Annotated in this window: 11 protein-coding genes, 2 rRNA genes and 1 pseudogene; 6 read left to right on the forward strand and 8 right to left on the reverse strand. The window is 36.3% G+C overall.

The genetic code is table 11. The features are described from left to right. Positions 1-39: 39 nt before the first annotated feature. Both uvrA and ACE38O_RS01370 read right to left on the reverse strand, forming a co-directional pair. Entirely contained in the window at positions 40-2,856 is a 2,817-nt protein-coding gene (gene uvrA, locus ACE38O_RS01365) for an excinuclease ABC subunit UvrA (protein WP_374698821.1), read from the reverse strand. 308 nt (positions 2,857-3,164) lie between these two features. Beyond that, on the reverse strand, positions 3,165-3,677 hold the full coding sequence (locus ACE38O_RS01370; RefSeq protein ID WP_374698822.1) for a hypothetical protein: 513 nt from the start codon (positions 3,675-3,677) through the stop codon (positions 3,165-3,167). A 219-nt stretch (positions 3,678-3,896) separates the two neighbouring features. Between ACE38O_RS01370 and ACE38O_RS01375 the strand changes: the two genes are divergently transcribed. Next, positions 3,897-4,055: a hypothetical protein gene (locus tag ACE38O_RS01375; protein WP_374698823.1), complete on the forward strand. Its 159-nt coding sequence runs from the start codon at positions 3,897-3,899 to the stop codon at positions 4,053-4,055. Between the two features lie 24 nt (positions 4,056-4,079). Beyond that, positions 4,080-4,298, forward strand: coding sequence for a hypothetical protein (locus ACE38O_RS01380; protein ID WP_374698824.1), 219 nt, complete (start codon positions 4,080-4,082; stop codon positions 4,296-4,298). A gap of 101 nt (positions 4,299-4,399) precedes the next feature. Here ACE38O_RS01380 and ACE38O_RS01385 read toward each other — a convergent pair whose 3' ends face one another. Continuing rightward, a complete protein-coding gene (locus ACE38O_RS01385; RefSeq protein ID WP_374698825.1) occupies positions 4,400-7,438 on the reverse strand; it encodes a phosphoribosylformylglycinamidine synthase subunit PurL in 3,039 nt (1,012 codons plus the stop codon). 99 nt (positions 7,439-7,537) lie between these two features. Here ACE38O_RS01385 and ACE38O_RS01390 point away from each other — a divergent pair, with 99 nt between their 5' ends. Further along, positions 7,538-10,351: a WPE palindromic element domain-containing protein gene (locus ACE38O_RS01390; protein ID WP_374698826.1), complete on the forward strand. Its 2,814-nt coding sequence runs from the start codon at positions 7,538-7,540 to the stop codon at positions 10,349-10,351. Positions 10,352-11,239: 888 nt separating this feature from the next. On the opposite strand, the gene ACE38O_RS01395 is transcribed toward ACE38O_RS01390, so the two are convergent. Together ACE38O_RS01395 and ACE38O_RS01400 are read right to left on the reverse strand one after the other, a co-directional pair. Further along, entirely contained in the window at positions 11,240-13,024 is a 1,785-nt protein-coding gene (locus tag ACE38O_RS01395) for a ribonucleoside-diphosphate reductase subunit alpha (protein ID WP_265033379.1), read from the reverse strand. A 58-nt stretch (positions 13,025-13,082) separates the two neighbouring features. Beyond that, positions 13,083-14,159, reverse strand: coding sequence for a methyltransferase domain-containing protein (locus tag ACE38O_RS01400; RefSeq protein ID WP_374698827.1), 1,077 nt, complete (start codon positions 14,157-14,159; stop codon positions 13,083-13,085). Between the two features lie 335 nt (positions 14,160-14,494). Here ACE38O_RS01400 and ACE38O_RS01405 point away from each other — a divergent pair. Both ACE38O_RS01405 and rrf read left to right on the forward strand, forming a co-directional pair. Then, positions 14,495-17,260 (forward strand): 23S ribosomal RNA (locus ACE38O_RS01405). Positions 17,261-17,326: 66 nt separating this feature from the next. Beyond that, positions 17,327-17,433, forward strand: a 5S ribosomal RNA gene (rrf, locus tag ACE38O_RS01410). Between the two features lie 16 nt (positions 17,434-17,449). Here rrf and ACE38O_RS01415 read toward each other — a convergent pair. The 3 genes and pseudogenes from ACE38O_RS01415 to rpmH all read right to left on the reverse strand — a co-directional run bounded on the left by ACE38O_RS01415 (position 17,450) and on the right by rpmH (position 18,242). Then, positions 17,450-17,674 (reverse strand): hypothetical protein, encoded by a 225-nt coding sequence (locus ACE38O_RS01415; RefSeq protein ID WP_374698828.1) that lies wholly within the window; start codon positions 17,672-17,674, stop codon positions 17,450-17,452. A gap of 90 nt (positions 17,675-17,764) precedes the next feature. Beyond that, a pseudogene (gene rnpA, locus ACE38O_RS01420) lies at positions 17,765-18,040 on the reverse strand (ribonuclease P protein component); the annotation flags it as partial. A gap of 67 nt (positions 18,041-18,107) precedes the next feature. After that, positions 18,108-18,242 carry a 50S ribosomal protein L34 gene (gene rpmH / locus ACE38O_RS01425; protein WP_006279898.1) on the reverse strand — a complete coding sequence of 45 codons (135 nt, stop codon included), beginning with the start codon at positions 18,240-18,242 and terminating at the stop codon, positions 18,108-18,110. Between the two features lie 107 nt (positions 18,243-18,349). Between rpmH and pstC the strand changes: the two genes are divergently transcribed. Then, positions 18,350-19,438 carry a phosphate ABC transporter permease subunit PstC gene (pstC, locus tag ACE38O_RS01430; RefSeq protein ID WP_374699054.1) on the forward strand — a complete coding sequence of 363 codons (1,089 nt, stop codon included), beginning with the start codon at positions 18,350-18,352 and terminating at the stop codon, positions 19,436-19,438. Positions 19,439-19,483 lie beyond the last annotated feature (45 nt).

Below are 19,483 nucleotides of genomic sequence, written 5' to 3' on the forward strand. Positions count from 1 at the left end.
TATCTCCAAATCATAAATATGCAACCTAGCCTAATATAATTAAGAAATAGTATATGCTCGATTTGATAAATATGTTTTAAGATACTTGCCTGTAACACTTTCTGGAATTTTTGCCACTTCTTCTGGAGCTCCTGTAGCAATTACTTCTCCGCCTTTTATTCCGCCCTCTGGTCCGATGTCTATTATATAATCTGCAGTTTTTATAACGTGCAAATTGTGCTCGATAACTATAACAGTGTTTCCCAGATCGACTAATCTATGGAGTATTTTTAGTAAGTTATTTATATCTTCAAAGTGTAATCCAGTTGTTGGCTCATCAAGAATATACAATGTTCTTCCGGTAAATCGTTTTGATAGCTCTTTGGACAGCTTTATTCGTTGTGCTTCACCCCCAGACAACGTTGTTGATGACTGTCCGAGTTTTATATAGCCAAGCCCTACTTCCTGCAAAGAAACCAACTTTTCTTTTACCATTGGAAGGGTTTCAAAAAAATCACACGCTTGATCTATCGTCATATCAAGCACATCAGGGATTGATTTTCCTTTATAAGTAACTTCCAATGTTTCACGATTATACCTTCGCCCTTTACACTCCTCACACTTCACATAAACGTCCGGTAGAAAATGCATCTCTATCTTTAAGTGCCCATCACCTTTACAAGCCTCACACCTTCCCCCTCTGGTATTAAATGAAAACCGACCTATATTATATCCCCTTGCTTTTGACTCCGAAAGACCTGCAAACCAATTTCTTATATGAGTAAACATACCGACATATGTTGCTGGATTTGACGCAGGGGTTCTACCAATTGGCGACTGATCAACTTCTATAACTTTATCTATATATTCAAGGCCTTCTATTCTATCACACCGACCATACCGTGCAGACGAATGATGTATCTTATGTGCTGAATATTTATATAACGTTTCTATGACTAAACTTGATTTTCCTCCTCCTGATATTCCAGTAACACAAATAAGATTCCCTATAGGAAATTCAACGTTTACATTTTTTAAATTATTTTCACATGCATTTATTACTTTTATGAACTGAGTTGCTTGCTTTCTTCTCCTTGGAATTAAAATTTTTTTCTCTCCACTCAAATATTGCCCTGTTATGCTCCCTGAATTTCTTTGCACCTGGTCTGGTGTTCCTTCTGCAACAACTTTTCCACCATTTACGCCAGCTCCAGGACCAATATCAATCGCATAATCAGCAGCCATTATTGTATCTTCATCATGCTCAACAACGATTACAGTGTTACCCATGTCTCTCAAGTTTTTCAGTGTAGCAATTAACCGATCATTATCGCATTGATGAAGGCCTATCGAGGGTTCATCAAGCACATACAGCACTCCTGTTAAACCAGAGCCAATTTGCGAAGCAAGTCTGATCCTCTGACTCTCACCGCCAGAGAGAGTGCTAGATTCTCGATCGAGCGTTAGGTAATTCAACCCTACATTCTTTAGAAATGCTAGCCTCTTGATTATTTCATTTAATATTTTACTTGAGATTTGCTTCTGTTGTTCTGTGAGCTTGTCTGGCAAATTTTCAAACCAATTAAGGGATTTATCGATGCTGAGCCCTGATATTTCACCTATATGTCTGCTATCAATTTTCACTGTGAGTGCTTCTTTTCTCAATCTATAGCCAGTACATTCCTTACAATGAATAACAGAGCAGTATCGCTCAACAAGCGTTTCATCATAATCCATCTGGTTCTCCAAGATACTGATCAAACCTTGAAATTTATTAGAGCCAAAGAGTATCATATCTTTTACTTCTTGATCTATGTTCTTCCACGGAACATCAAGGCTAAATTTACAATTTTCAGCCAGTGATAGAATTGCACTTTTTAGAAATCCATAACTTGTGTGCACTTGACGGAACATTGGTCCTACTGGCTTTAAAGCACCCTCAGATATTGAAAGAGTTTCATCTGGTACTATCAGCTTTACATCAACAGCCAGCTTTTTACCAAGCCCATTACACGAACCACATGCACCGTAAGGGCTGTTAAAAGAAAATAATCTTGGTTCTATTTCCTCAAGAGTAAAACCAGACTCGGGGCATGCAAAATTCTCTGAAAAAGTCAGAATTTGACCATTTTTATACTCGGAATTATGGTTGTCAGGTAGGTTTACTACTTCTACATACATTAGACCATGACCAAGTTTTAGTGCGGATTCTATACTACTTGGCAGTCGATTTCCTATATCGCCCGATATTGATATTCTATCTGCAACCACAAAAACGTCGTGTTTCTTGTTCTTATCGAGTTTAGGCAAGTTATCTAGATTGTATACTTCACCATCTATTTTGAACCTTATGTAACCTTGTCTTTTAATTTCCAATATCTCTTTGAGATGTTCTCCCTTTCTACCACGCACAACAGGGGCAAGTATATATATTTTAGTTTCTAAAGGTAATGCAATTATAGTATCTACAATTTGAGATACAGTTTGCTTTGTTATCGGTAATCCAGTTGCAGGTGAATAAGGAACCCCTATTCGTGCATATACTAAGCGCAAGTAATCGTAAATTTCGGTAACAGTTCCAACTGTTGACCTTGGATTTTTTGAGATCGATTTCTGGTTGATAGATATTGCAGGGGAAAGACCTGTAATCGACTCAACATCTGGTTTATCCTGAATGTTGAGAAATTGACGCGCGTAAGCTGATAGGCTTTCAACGTATCGGCGTTGGCCTTCTGCATAAATCGTATCAAATGCGAGACTAGATTTACCAGAACCACTTAGCCCAGTTATAACAACTAGCTTATTTTTCGGTATATTGACATCTATACCTTGCAGATTATGTTCCCTTGCACCCTTAACTCTTATAAAATCGTCCATATTATACTATATAACGTATTTTAACCATTATAGCCTTAAAATACATGAATTTACAGTCATATGTTGATTTTCTATTGATTTTTTCAACTGTTACGGAAAATTAGGCAGCGTTTGATAAATCGTTATTCCGCTACTTGTTAGCGGAATCTATTCTGAGATACCGCGACGGTATGACGTAGGGCTGTACAACTTGTGTTAGAGTCTTAGGGCAAATCTACTACCTATAAATTCTAAACTGTTGTTACGTATTAGGACCACCAAATACATCCCCAGGACCCAAAGTCAGTTTAGCTATATCAGAAAACAGGTTATGTGGAAATCTTAAAATACTTCTTGTTTGCCAAGCAAAATAAATACATTCCTACAAACAAGCAGATGCTTAATACTGACGCATAAGAAAACTTAAAAATTAAATCTCTAATATATATTGATAAGCATTTACCTGCAGAAAATTTGTATAGTAATCCAACACATACAACGGCACTATCAATTACTGATGCCATAATTAAAGTAATGAAATTTGCCATATGAAAATTCAACTTGGACTTCAATTTTTCAAAAACAATTATGCTTGAGAGAAGAGAGACTAAAATTGCAGTATATGAAATCAATATCATCAAATTAAAAATTTGCCATTTAAAAACATAACATAGCGCTGTACACACTATTAAGCTGTACGTAGCTTTGCTTTTGCCATAAAATTCAACCATTGAATTTGTAACTAAAGCAGCTCCCACAAATAAGGCAGCACATATCATCAATTTATTTGAAGTGTTGAGTAAAGAAAGACTGATAAACAGGAGTATCGATAAAATAGACATAATTACCTGCCCAAATTTAATAACATACATTCATTCTAAATAAATATTACATATAGTAAAAGAGTTATTTAGCATAATAAGAAAAATATTTTATATTAGCATGCTACGATAACTATTTTCTCAATCTTTTATCTACTTTTGTAATGTTCTTAATGCTTAAGAAAATTTTTATTATATGCATGTTGAATATTATTTCATTCAAATTACAAAGAGGAATCTATGAACAATAAGATACAGTTAGAAAAAGTAACCGATTACGAAGTTCATGAACATGAAGGTTATAAACACTATAGTATAGCTTCAAAGAAAAATTTAGATCCTGATTCTCATGAAAGAAATTACTATGTAAGCATTAATCCAGAAGTACAGGGAGTGTAGGAAGAGCCTACTGGGCTATATAAGTTGCATATTGCTAAGGATTTTAATGGATCTGGGTATATCGATTATATAGATATTAGACACTTAAATTTAGTACGAGAACCTGAGTATAACGAACAGAGTAGAACTGTAAATGCTGAATTAGAGTTTGCTCAAACAAGCGAACCTACTCAAGTTTTTTCGCATAATTATGGTGGATCCTTTTTAAAGGAATTTATTGATATCTCGATGGATTTAATATAAGCATACGCTTGATATAATAGCCTAAGTTTTTGACCATATCGTAGAAGGTTTGATTATAACTGATTCAGAAATTCTTTAATTTTTGATGCTAATCGAACCTTTTACATGTAAAAACTATAACTATAAGCCAAACTCTCTACTTTCACTTCAATAATATCCTTTATATTTAGCACCTTTTTCTCTGTTACTTCACCAATATATGAATAAACTACGCCTTTAAACAATTCTTCAAACCTCTGCTGATTTTGTGGTGCAATAGTAACCAAAATTCTACTTTGCGATTCAGAAAACATTATTATCTTGTTTATTATGTCTGTATTTTGTGTTTTTCCTATTGGTACTAGTGAAAGATCGATTTCAGCACCAAGGTCTCCTGCAATTAGCGATTTTGCCAGAGCAATAATGAAGCCGCCTAAGTTTGGTGCAATTGCAGAGGCAATTATGCCATCTTTTATTGCCTGGTTGTAACGCTCATACAACTTCCTAGCGCTCTTTGTATCAACTTTTGGCACGTTGTTATTATCTATTCCACTATATAACTGATATTCAGATCTACCAAGCTCATCGTGGGTTGTACCCAGCACATATATCAAGTCCCCCGGCATTTTCACATCAAGCGATACCGCATTTTCAATATTTTCTATAATCCCAATTGCTGAAATGAGTAATGAAGGTGGTGCAGATATCATCACTTTCTCGCCATTTTCGTCATATCCCTTAAAGTCGTTAAACATACTATCTTTTCCGGATATGAATGGTGTTTTAAATGCAGTTGCAAAGTCGTAACAAGCCTCTGCAGCTCTCTTTAGTTGCCACAACCTTTCTGGATTATAAGCATCACACCAACAAAAATTATCGAGCAACGCTAGATGATTTATATTTCCTCCTGCAGCTACGTAGTTGCGTATGGCAGTGTCAATCGCACATGCTGCCATGTGATAAGTGTCAATTTCTCCATAACTTGAGCCAAATCCCTGCGATTTTACAACACCTTTGTTTGAAGAAAGGACTGGCCTTGAGACGATAGCTTCGCTGCACGCTCTTCCCTTCCCTTGCAGTGGTTTCAGTATTGACGACCCCTGAACCTCATGGTCATATTGCACCACTATGAACTCTTTGTTGCGTATGTTTGGTCTGCTTAGCATTTCTTTTAGCTCGACTTCTAAAAAAGACGGATTTCCAGCGCGTGACGCTGGCTGGTCAGCTACTTGGATGAAAGGGGAGGGGGCTTTAGACCATGGCTTTGTCTGTAAATGCACTTTGGGATTACCGTCATGCAGAAATTCAGTTTCGATGTCCATTATTACTTTCCCTTCAGGACATTTAACAACAGCTTTACCACTTTCGTTAAACTCTCCAATCACACAAACCTCCACATCATGTTTTTTCATGATTTGCTTAAACATAGGAAGATTTTCTTCTGGCACTGCTAAGGTCATTCTCTCTTGTGATTCTGATATCCATATTTCCCATGGAGCCATACCATCGTTTTTAAGTAGAACCTTGCTTAAATCAACTTCAAATCCGTCTTTTCCCATTTCACCGATAGACGATGATAGACCACCTGCTCCGTTATCTGTTATTGCATTATAAAGACCGAGATCTCTTGCTTTTATGACGGCATTGGATAGTTTTTTTTGTGTTATGGGGTCACCAATTTGCACAATCGTTGAAGGGCTGTTTCCCGACAAAGCCTCTGAAGAAAACGTTGCACCGTGAATTCCATCTCTTCCAACTCTTCCGCCAATAATTACGATTTTATCGCCATTTTTTGGTCCTTTAATGTGTGAAGGTGCGTTATTTATGTTGCGTGGAATAATTCCAACGCTTCCGACAAAAACTAATGGCTTGCCACAAAATCTATCGTCAAAATATACCGATCCAAGTTGCGTTGGAATACCAGAGCAGTTACCAGCAACATTAACGCCATGAATTACTTCTTTCATTATATATTTTGGCGGTAAAATCTCATCAGTACGCTCCTTGTCCCTATAAAATTTGCCTTTTGCTTCTTTGGCAAAGCAAAAGTAATAGGTATTCATTATAGGCTCCGCGCCTTTCCCGAAACCCACTATATCACGATTAACTCCAAGCACTCCAGTCATTGCTCCACCAAACGGATCAAGAGCTGAAGGGCTATTGTGAGTTTCAACTTTATCGACAATCAAGTAATCGTCATCAAAAATTATTCCTCCTGCGTTGTCGGAGAAAACTGACATGCATATGTCAGAATTTATCTCACGCGTTGCACGCTTAATATAATTAGCATATAGACCGTCTTTTATTTCATCAATAGGGGAGCAAAAAATATTGTGTTTACAATGTTCAGACCAAGTCTGTGCCAGAGACTCAAGTTCAATATCATATGGATTTCTACCAAGTTTTTTAAAGTAATCCTTTATAGCTTTCATTGCTGCCAGCGAGAGCCCTAAAGTGCCATTACCATCGATTCCATCTCTGCTGATTTTTTCAAGCTCTTGGTCATTTACATTGAGATCAACAGATTTAGCCCCATTACTATCTGATGTCATTCCAGCTCTCCCTCCTGTCATTCCAGTGCTCTCTTCTGTCATCCCAGCCTTTTTTTCTGTCATCCCAGTGCTCCGACACTGGGATCCATAGATTCCAGCGTTACACGCTGGAATGACACCAGGTGGGGTATTTTGTTTACTGTAATGCCTCCAACAATAATTGCTGTTTTCTTTATAAACAAGAATGCAATACTCAGTGATAGGGTTGAATTCTTGTTTTATGTCACTTTCAGTTGGTAGATCACCTTGACTTAGAATCAATTTTGAACTTCTTGCCTTGATAGAAACACTTTCGTCAATGTGGCCCTTGCTAATTAAATACTCTCTAACAATCTGTTTTGCTGTATTGCCAATATTATCGGTCATGCCGGGCAGAAAGCTTATCTCCAACCCCCACTGGGCTTGTGGTTCTATGAAATCATATTGAAGGTTTTCATTATAGGAATAATAACGGCAATCTTGTATGATCTTATTATAAAATAGCCCACAAATTTCTTCATGTAATTTTGATGGTAATTCTTTGCTTATGTAAATCAAGTAAACATTAACTACCCTTCTGCGGCCAACTTGTTCACATTTATTTAAAACTTCTATTCTGATGTGTGCCATGTAATATTGTGAAAGACTTTAATATATCATAGCATAAGAAACTGCGAGCACATTTATATTTTGCTGTACAATAAAGCATTGTATTAGTTGTTATTTTTCATGGGAAGAATTTTCACCGTTAATGTAGATGAATCCTTTTTCGATGTGTTGGTTCAGCACATATTTTCTGAATATGAAAGAGAAAAAATTCCCGAGATAAAGATCATACTTCCCTGCAAAAGGGATGTAATAGCGCTGCTGAGTGCGTTCAAGAATTATAACGCTAAAAAATGCATAATTTTGCCAGAGATAGTTTCGCTAGAGAACATCGATGAGGAGGATTTAATATTAAATCTTGATAGAGTTAAAGTTATCAATCCAACAAAGAGGACGCTGCTACTCATTCAATTCATATTGGAGTGGAATAGAAAAAATAATGATAATTTCCCCATTGATTTAGCTTATAGCCTGCCATCATTGCTTGATAAAATTCAATCTACCCAAATAACGGATTGTTATCAATTCGATGAACATTCAAAAAAAATAGAGAATTTCATAAGCTTACTCATTGAGAGTTGGAATAAAATTTTAAAAGATTTAGGAGTAGTAGATATATTAGAACATAAGAGTGATTACATAAACAATATGATAATCTCTTTACAAAAAGACCAACATATAATCTTTGTTGGAATTGGAAAGGATAAGTCGTTAATTAAGGCTATATATGACCTGCCGTTTGGAAAAATAATTTTGCTTAACCTGAATTTGAAAATTAAAGAGAAAGATTGGCAATCACTTGATAAAAAACATTATCAATATTGCCTGAAAGATCTGCTAGGTTATTTAAGTATAGGCAGAGAGGATGTAAGTTTTCTGCCAGAAGCGTGTTCTGATGTCATCCCAGTGCCCAGACACTGGGATCCAGAAAACTTAACTTTAAATGAGCGCACCAGGTGGCTGTACAATAGAAACTGGATTCCAGTGTCAAGCACTGGAATGACACCATCTACTACTCAAATTACCTGCAAATTACAATGTTCGTACACTAAAAATCAGAGGGCTGGGATGACAGGAAGTCCTGAGCTAGATTACATCTTTGATACAACTGCCGATCTAAGCAAAGTGAATGATAGGTGCATTGAAAATATTGAAGTCATCACTTGTGATTCCAGAGAGGAAGAAGCACAAGTGACATCATTAATTATAGAGAATGAAGGTTATGAAAACGTTTCTTTGGTTGTCTTTGATAAATTACTTGCAGCTCGTATAGCATGTTTATCAAGGCAACACAGTGCCATACCGGAAAATTATCCTTATATAACACTCCTACTTTATAGTATCGAAGTTTTGACCTCAAATTGGAGCAGTGTGTCATTACTTTCGCTCCTTAAACATAGGCTAGTGACTTTTGATTACACTCAAGAAGAGTACTCTCAGATTTTATCTGAATTTGAAATAGAGATATTACGCAACTTTAGTACAAATGGCCTTAAAGATATTATAGATGCTATTAATACCTATAAAAAGCTAAAACATAAAGAGGATATATTACTTATTATCAATAGGTTAGAGGCTATGCTTAATCTTTTACTTAACTCTATAAATTGCCCTATTTCTGATGTGGTGGCAACTCATTTGCAGTGTATTAATATGCTATCTAGTATAAATTTTTCAGAGCTAAATAGTGAAATAGGTAATTTTACCTGTAATTTCTTGAATGCATGTGAGGGTATAGAAATTAAGTGCTCCTTAGAGTTATATAGCCAAATTCTGACCTTATTTTTAGAGAAAGAGTTTTTCTCTGTAGCAAATGACTTGAATAAATTCAGCTTATATCACAACAAAGTTGTAATACTCGCTGGATTTAATGAAGCGCCAAGCTTTCAAAATCCGCTTTTGAATGCACTTACGAGAGAAAAATTTAACCTTCCTTCTGCGCAAGAAGAGCAGGGGTATTTTTTTTATACTTTACACAATTTGTTTTGTGCAAGTAAGGTTTATATTACAAGATCGCTAAGCCATAGAAAACCAATTCTATTGCAGCGTTTGGAAATTCTGCTCAAGGAGGGGAAACAGCCGTATCGCGATTGGCTGAGGATATTAAATACGCCTGAATGTACTGTTCCATGTACTCAGCCTATGCCAAAACCTCAAACCGAAGTTAGAAAAGAAAAAATGCAGGTGATGTCTTGCAGTGCAATAGAAAAGCTAATCCGCAACCCTTATTCATTTTACGTTGAATATATACTGGGCCTTAAACAATTAAGAGAGTTGAATTTTAAGCCATCGATATTGGAATTTGGCACTATGGTACACAACATTCTTGCAAGATATTTACGCAACGAAAAGTCGCTGATGAGCATTGCACGAGAAGCATTTTCGACTAGTCAGTTTAATTTTTCAAATATGTGGTGGGTAAGACTGCAAAGGATTTTTGTCGAATTTGATGAGACTCGAAGCAATTATGTTGAGTTGGAAAAGAGTTTTACCTATCCAATATCTCCCGTTTCAGTGCATGACGCTGAAAATATTGGAGTGACAGAAGAAATTTTACTGACAGCAAGATGTGATAGAGTTGAGTATCTACCAAGTGGGCAAGTGGCAATTATAGACTATAAGCTTGGTACACCACCTTCCAATGAAGAAGTGATGTCGGGGTTTTTTCCGCAATTAATTTTACAAGCCTTAGCGGTAGAACATATAACAAAAAGAGAAGTCTCAGAACTTGCTTATTGGAAACTTGATTATGATAAAATAAAAGTTGTTTCTATACAAAATTATAGATACAAAATACAAGAATTAAAAAATGATCTGCCTGGTTTTTTATCTAATTATTTAAGTAATTCCACACCTTTTATTGCCTCTCCATATTTTGATAAATTCCTGAGATTTAACAGCTATAAACAGCTAGAAAGGGTAGGGGAGTGGTTGTAAATGGTGTCATGTAAGTAGCTGACACTGGTTCCTTTATGACGGCAGTGCCACTATGATGTCATTCCAGTCTGTAATCCAGCCTTTCCATCCAAGACGGTGTCATCCGAGTAGCTGACACTGGTTCCTTTGTGACGGCAGTGCCCCTATGATGTCATCCCAGTGCCCAGACACTGGGATCCAGGTTGCTCACAAGCAGACTAGCATAGAAAGTGGTTACAACATTTTCGATGGATTATATGGAAAACTGGATTCCAGACTGGAATGACACCCTACTTAACTGTCATACCGCGATTCATTCGCGGTATCTCTTAGCATAGATCCCGCTAACACGTAGCGGGATGACGGTAACTATAAATATTAAGCAAACGGAAGAAAAGGCAAAAGAAGCCCTAGTCATTGTCTATTTTCAGTATTGGCGTTTTTTAAAGTCTTAAACACTGCAATTTAGCTGCTTTTAAATGCAACTCACCTTAGTTTAAATGTTTAAGAAATTTACTAAGCAGAAAAAAAGGCAAAAGAAATCCCGTGTTAGCTAGTTGTCACTCTCTAATCCTGCAAATCGGCGTTCTATACTGTCTTAAACGCTTTATAAGCGCGTTTCAGCTTATATGGGTAAAAACCCAGAAATGTTGTGAAGACATAAGGTGCGCATAGTGCAAAAAATTAAAAATAAGACGCCAATCACGTAATGCTGTTGTCGTTTAATCTGCACAGATTGAAGATAAATGAATACCTCCAGTACCATGGTAAGGGGGCTGGCGGAGTTTGTCAAGGAAGTTTTTTTGTTTCTATTCCCAAGAAAAGTTCGTTATATGGTTATGCAAGAAGTCTATTATATTTCCTTACCCATTTGCTTAACTTTCTCTCTACTTTTTTTGAATAAGGTCACTATTGGCATGACAAACATTCATCGTAGTCAATATCTGTTTTGTGTTGCAATATTTCACTTTTTTTGAATATGTCATGCGAGACCTTATCAGCTCTCTGCATTGATTGTGATCTGCAGTAATATAAGCTCTTCAATCCTTTTTTCCAGGCAAGCATGTGTATTTTATGCAAGTAACGTTTGTGTATGTTGGCAGGCAAGAACAGATTGACTGATTGAGACTGACAAACATACGGAGTTCTATCACTTGCATGTTCTATAATCCATCTTTGATCAAGCTCGTACGCTGTTTTAAATGTCAATTTTTCATGCTCACTAAGAAAATCTAAATGCTGAACGGAACCCTCGTTTGTCGAAATTGAAGACCATATTTTATCATTGTCTTGATTTTTTTCTGCTAATAGTTTTTGCAAGAATTTATTTCGCACTACAAATGAGCCTGTCAGTGTCTTTTGTATGAATACGTTTGCTGCATATGGCTCTATTCCAGGAGAGGTATTGCCTGCAATAATGGAGATTGAGGCAGTTGGAGCAATAGCGAGCTTGTGTGTAAATCTTTCCATTAGATCGACTTCTTTGGCATCAAGACATGCCCCCTTTTCTTCTGCCAATTTTTTAGAAACTATATCTGCTTGCTCACGTAAATACTTAAATATTTTTTTATTCCATTGTTGTGCTATTACTGATTCAAAAGGAACCATTTTGCTTTGTAAAAATGAATGAAAACCCATCACACCAAAACCAATACTGCGTTCTCTGGCTGCAGAATATTTTGCTCGCTGCATTTCATTCGGTGCTTTATTTATGAAATCTTCCAATACATTATCAAGAAAGCGCATTATATCTTCTATGAAGAGTTTATTGTCTTTCCATTCTTCGTAGTACTCAAGGTTTACGGATGATAGACAACACACAGCAGTGCGTGACTTATTCAGGTGATCATAACCTGTAGTTAAAGTTATTTCACTGCATAGATTTGACATCTTGATGTCTAAGTTGAGCTTTTTGTAAGATTCTGGCTTATTGTTATTTGTTGCATCAAGGAAAATAATGTAAGGTTCTCCAGTTTCAACTCTTGCTGTTAATATTTTGATCCATATATCCCGCGCTTTTACAGTTGAAATAACCTTATTGTTGTGAGGGCTTATTAAATTCCATTCTTGATCATTCTCAACAGCCTGCATAAATTTATCTGTTACTATTACAGCATGATGTATATTTAACGCTTTGCGATTTGGGTCACCGCCTGTTGGCTTGCGCAAATCCAGAAACTCTTCTATCTCCGGATGAGATACAGGAAGATAGACTGCTGAACTTCCTCGCCTTAAGGATCCCTGACTAATTGCGAGCGTTAGAGCATTTTGCACCACAATAAATGGTACAATTCCTGATGTTTTACCACTACCTTTTACACTTTCACCAATTGAACGTAAATTTCCCCAATAACTACCTATGCCTCCTCCACGTGCAGCAAGCCAAACATTTTCATTCCATAAGTCAACTATTCCCTGCAAGCTGTCTTCGGTTTCATTAAGAAAGCAAGAGATAGGCAACCCTCTCTTGGTGCCACCATTGCTGAGTATTGGTGTTGAAGGCATGAACCACAAGTTGCTCATGTAGTCATAAAGACGCTGCGCATGTTCTTTGTTATCAGAATAGTAATTAGCAATACGTGCAAAGAGGTCTTGGTAACTTTCATTTTCTATTAAATACCTGTCTGATAGGACTGCTTTTCCAAAATCGGTTAATTTGCTATCCTTTGCGTAATTAATAGTAATGTTATTCATAAAATTCCTTTTATTCTTTTATTATATATAGATACTTAAAAGCCACTTTGAGCGATTTTTAAGTTAGGTTTTTCGGATTTTCTTGTTGATGCTGTAATGCAAACAAGATACCGTCAACCTGACTGCCATATATTTTACAGTAACTCATATAATTTATCTGCATATTTATTTTTTTTGCAACATGTTGAACATAACTTTCTGAGTGACGAAAATAGTCTCCTTTGTTTACAAAGTCAATACCTTCACCTTCCTTTCTTCTTATTAAACATATAATAACCCCTTTTTTGCTCGTAGATCTTTTTGCTAATTCCAATTCTTCTTGAAAGTCATGTAGATAATGTAGCACTTCAGCAAAGATAATTACATCATACTGCTGGTTTTTCTTTTGTTTAAGAAACTCTTTCATTTCCATATGTATTAATTCATTGTAAACAGGCTTACCTTTTATAAAGCATCCTCTTGCGATATTTAGCATTCTACTTGAAATGTCAATTCCTGTTATGTGGCTTCCAGTACTATTTATTTTCAAGAAATGACCACATATTCCAGTCCCACAACCAAGGTCAAGTATATTGAGCTCAGAAGTGGAGTTGTTGAAGATTTTTGTAATTATCATGTGTACAAGTTCATGCCCTCTATACTGTTTAGCAATCAACCAATGCTCAACAAAATATTCACCTGTGTAATCAAAATATTGTCTTATGAGGTTTTTTGGCAATTCTGTAATAGACGCTGAGTTTGTCATTTTTTTTGTATAGTAAGATGCCTCCTCGTGATCACTATCTAATTTTAGTGTCTGTGTTAAATAATTATAAGCTTTATTAGTATTCCCTACCGCAAAATGACACCTTCCGATGTTATACCAGACTATGGGTAAATGGGGGTAAAATATGCTAATCAACCAAAATCGTAACTTTGCATCTGATATGCTACCTTTATAAAAGTGATATAAACCGATTTCAATGTTGGTATTTAACAGGTTCTTAGATTTTTTAAGAAGCACTGTCATTTCTTTATGAAGAGTATTATATTTATTCACAATGAAGTATTTTACTTTCTTAATATTTAATACACCAATGAGCTTAGACATACAATTTAAAGCAACGTTTTTTATAAAAGAGAGATTACTTTTCATACATGAGAAATACTCCGAATGTTCATTATCATTTTTAGGCAATTGATTTTAACACATTTTATCTTACAAAATATCTTTTTCATTAATTTTTACTGTATATATAAGTTTACCGCATATTTCTCAGATTGTACTGTTTAGGATTGCTAGTATATTGTTGTTGATAATATAAGTAAATGTTTTGTGCAAAAAGGCGTTGACATATTATTTGTTAGGTTATAATATATAAAAGATTAATTTAGTTTTTAGATGTTTGACAAGTTTTATGGTAGAGATTAATTTAATCTCAATTCAATTTTAATAATATTTAACTCTGCATATTCTACATATAGTCGGATAAATAAATTATTAAGAGCACTTGATGGATGCCTTGGCGTTAAGAGGCGATGAAGGACGTGGCAGGCTGCGATAAGCTGTGGGGAATTGTCAACAAATTTTGATCCGCAGATTTCCGAATGGGGAAACCCAACTAGCTTGGCTAGTTATTACATACTAAGTATGTAAAGCAAACTTGGTGAACTGAAATATCTAAGTAGCCAAAGGAAAAGAAATCAACCGAGATTCTGTTAGTAGTGACGAGCGAAAGCGGAAAAGGCTAGTGATTTAAGAATAAGAATTAGAATACTCTGGAAATAGTAACCATAGAAGGTGATAGTCCTGTATAAGTAGAAAGTTTTTAAATCCTTGAGTAGAGCGGGGCACGTGAAATCCTGTTTGAATATGGGGGGACCATCCTCCAAGCCTAAATACTCCTTAACGACCGATAGTGAACAAGTACCGTGAGGGAAAGGTGAAAAGAACCCCGGGAGGGGAGTGAAATAGAATCTGAAATCAAGTGCTTACAAACAGTTGGAGCTCTATATCAATTTATTGATATTTAGAGTGACAGCGTACCTTTTGCATAATGGGTCAGCGAGTTAATCTATGAAGCAAGCTTAAGCCGTTAGGTGTAGGCGTAGCGAAAGCAAGTCTGAATAGGGCGTTTTAGTTTTATGGATTAGACCCGAAACCAAGTGATCTAGTCATGACCAGATTGAAGGTGTGGTAAAACACACTGGAGGATCGAACCAGTTAATGTTGCAACATTATTGGATGAGTTGTGATTAGGGGTGAAAGGCCAATCAAACTTGGAAATAGCTGGTTCTCCGCGAAATCTATTTAGGTAGAGCGTTGTATGTATGTTGTTGGGGGTAGAGCACTGGATAGACTAGGGGGATTCACTGTCTTACCAAATCTAACTAAACTCCGAATACCAACAATTAATTATACAGCAGGCACACTACGGGTGCTAAGTCCGTGGTGGAAAGGGAAACAACCCAGATCACTATCTAAGGTCCCAAAATTACAGCTAAGTGGGGAAGGAAGTAGAAAAACCATTACAGCTAGGAGGTTGGCTTGGAAGCAGCCATCCTTTAAAGAAAGCGTAACAGCTCACTTGTCTAAATAAGTTTTTCTGCGCCGAAAATGTACCGGGGCTAAAGCTGTATACCGAAGATGTGAGTGCTTATTGATTCCGATCAATAGGCGCGGTAGCGGAGCGTTCCGTAAGTCTGTGAAGGTGGTTTGTGAAAACTGCTGGAGATATCGGAAGTGAGAATGCTGACATAAGTAGCGTAAAAGAGTGTGAAAAACACTCTCACCAAAAATCTAAGGGTTCCTACGTTAAGTTAATCTGCGTAGGGTTAGTCGGTTCCTAAGGCGAGTCCGTAAAGGAGTAGTCGATGGCAGTTAGGTTAATATTCCTAAACCTCTTAAGTGTGACGGGTTTCGCATTTGTATAGATCTTATTGGATTGATCTATGCTTAAAAGAAGCTCCAGGAAATAGCACTTATATTTATGAGGCCGTACCGCAAACCGACACTGGTGGATGAGTAGAGTATACTAAGGTGTTGAAAGAATGATGTTGAAGGAACTCGGCAAATTATACCTGTAACTTCGGAAGAAGGGTAACCTGCTTTTAGGCAACTATGAGTAGGTGGCACAAAATAGGGAGTAGCGACTGTTTACTAAAAACACAGGACTCTGCAAACACGTAAGTGGAAGTATAGGGTCTGACGCCTGCCCGGTGCTGGAAGGTTAATAGGAGGGGTGCAAGCTCTAAATTGAAGCCCCAGTAAACGGCGGCCGTAACACTGACGGTCCTAAGGTAGCGAAATTCCTTGTCGGGTAAGTTCCGACCCGCACGAATGGCGTAACGATTTCTCCACTGTCTCCAACATCACTTCAGCGAAATTGAATTCCCCGTGCAGATGCGGGGTACCCGCGGTTAGACGAAGAGACCCCGTGCACCTTTACTATAGCTTTACATTGCTATTAAAAGTGTGATGTGCAGGATAGGTGGGAGACTTTGAAGTTATGGCGCTAGCTATAATGGAGTCAACCTTGAGATACCACCCTTTACACTTTTAATATCTAACTATGTTTCATTATCTGGAACTAGGACATTGTATGGTGGGTAGTTTGACTGGGGCGGTCGCCTCCTAAAAAGTAACGGAGGCGTGCGAAGGTAAGCTAGAGCTGGTCGGAAATCAGCTTGATAGTATAATGGCATAAGCTTGCCTGACTGCGAGGCTGACAAGCCAAGCAGAGACGAAAGTCGGTCATAGTGATCCGGTGATTCTGTATGGAAGGGTCATCGCTCAACGGATAAAAGGTACGCCGGGGATAACAGGCTGATGGTGTTCGAGCGTTCATAGCGACGACACCGTTTGGCACCTCGATGTCGACTCATCACATCCTGGGGCTGAAGAAGGTCCCAAGGGTTCGGCTGTTCGCCGATTAAAGTGATACGTGAGTTGGGTTTAGAACGTCGTGAGACAGTTCGGTTTCTATCTGCCGTGGGTGAAGGAAATTTGAGAAGGTCTGACTCTAGTACGAGAGGACCGAGATGGATATACCTCTGGTGTACCAGCTGTTATGCCAATAGCATCGCTGGGTGGCTATGTATAGATGGGATAATTGCTGAAAGCATATAAGCAAGAAACCCTCTTCAAAAAGATTTCCCAATTAAGGCTGTGGAAGACTACCACGTTGATAGGCTAGATGTGGAAGCATGGTAACATGTGAAGCTAACTAGTACTAATAGCCTGATTGATTTATTTGCTTTCTATATGTGTGTATGCAGTGTTAAATATTAAGTTAAAATTGTTAAGTTAGAAGTTTTTATTGACTTGGTGGCTATAGCAAAAATGAACCACCCGATCTCATCTCGAACTCGGAAGTGAAACTTTTTAGCGCTGATGGTACTTGAAAAGGGAGAGTAGGTCGCCGCCAAGTTTATAAAAATTTCTTTTTATCGCCTTTTAATGATTCTTTTATTACGAGAAGTCGCTTCTATATTCAAATCTAATAATTGTGGTCTAGGCTTATTCTTATTCTGCTCTAAGTATTGACTTTGCTCAAATGCTAATTCCCATTGTGTACGATTACTAGATTCTTTATATTCATAAAAATCTTCTTTAACATTATTTGTATTTATATTGAGATTTTTATCTTGTTCTTTTCTATTCTCTACCATTAAGCACCCACACCCATTAATTTATTTTAAAAATTTTACTTATGTTATCATAAAAAATATAGTTGTAAATACCTTAATTGAGATTTTTTTTTATTTTATCTTTTTTAAGCAAATAGTTAGATCTTTTTGTAAGTTTTTATAACTTGCTTGCATAATATTTCTATGAGTTAGTATTATGTAGTAGTGCCCTATATTGCTTATATTTAAAATGCTAATTTTAGTAAGTATTCGTAATTGCCTTTTTATTTTATTTCTTTTTGCTGCTTTTCCGGCTTTTTTACTGATAGCCAGACCTACTCTAATAGTATGAATGTACTTTTCAGGTTCTCTTTCTTTTATAGCGTACAGTGATATATAAAGCCCACGATAAAAAAGACTGCTGAGTGCTAACTTATTTTTGAAAGCAAAGGAAAAATCTTTTTTTTTATACTTACTATGCGCATAATTTGTTACACCCTAATGAACGGCGCCTATTAAGGATTTTTCTTCCAGCTCTTGTTGCCATACGTGAACGAAATCCATGTCTGCGCTTTCTTATCAAATTTTTTGGTTGAAATGTTCTCTTCATTGTTTTTATATTAATATAATTATTTATTTTAAATTGTTTTATTTTATTGTCAAATGATGGTGAACTTGTATGACATTTTCGTAGAATAAAATTTGATGCATGGGAAAATGAATTTGATGATAGTCATACCTGTCCTACTAATCCTTTTATTTTGTTTTAGTAGGTTTCAAGAAGTAAATAAGGTTAAATCTTATCTATATCTTAGTTGTGTATGGATGCTAACTTGGTTGTTAGTACTCTATAATAATTGTTTTGTAACTTTTATTTCTATAGCGTTACTTTTTTTCATGCTTGCTTTTATCTTTAAAAATAAAAGAAATAAGATAATAAAACTTTCGTTATTTGTGGCTTTGGCCATATCATTTTTTATCACTTTATTTATAATGCTATCTATTTTTATTCAATCCATTAATTTTTTTAATAAAGTAGCTATTTCAGAATTCTTGTTTTGCTTGAAATGGGGCCACAATGTAGTCACTATCAATGAAGAGAAGATAGGATGTTTCGGTATAGCACCGCTTTTAGTAGGTACATTACTTATAACTATTATAGCAATGTTAGTTGTCGTTCCGCTTGGTTTATTTTCTGCAATATATATTAGTGAATATGCGAGTGAGAAAGTGCGTTATATTGTTAATACAACTTTGCAAGTTTTATCTGCTATTCCTACGGTTGTATATGGATATTTTGCGATTGTGTTCTTGTCTTTCTTTATAAAGCAGGTAGCAAATTTTTTTGGTTTAAGTATACACTCAGAAAGTGCCTTAGTTGCCGGTTTATCGATTGGGATAATGATTCTTCCTTTTATTATTTCTTTACTCGAAGATGCCATAAGATCTGTTCCAAAAAGCTTGCGTTATGGCTTCATGGCACTTGGCGCAACTCCAGCGGAAACTATATGGCATATAACAATACCTTATGCAATGCCTACAATTTTAAGTGCAATTTTATTGTCAATTTCAAGAGTGATAGGTGAAACAATGATTGTGCTAATGGCTGTGGGAATCAACGCAAATTTGACTTTTAACCCTCTTAATTCAGTTACTACCATTACCGTGCAGATCGCTACATTACTTACCGGAGATCAGGATTTCAATAGTGTACAAACTCTTGCTGCTTATGCGCTTAGCTTAGTATTGTTTATTATTACTTGGCTATTAAATGCATTTGCATTGTTTGTAATGAAGCGTAACTAGTAAGCGTTTTAATGTTGCAAAATTTCTATTAATAATATAAGATTT

This window comes from Wolbachia endosymbiont (group B) of Limnophora tigrina (assembly GCF_964263235.1).
Taxonomy (GTDB): Bacteria; Pseudomonadota; Alphaproteobacteria; order Rickettsiales; family Anaplasmataceae; genus Wolbachia.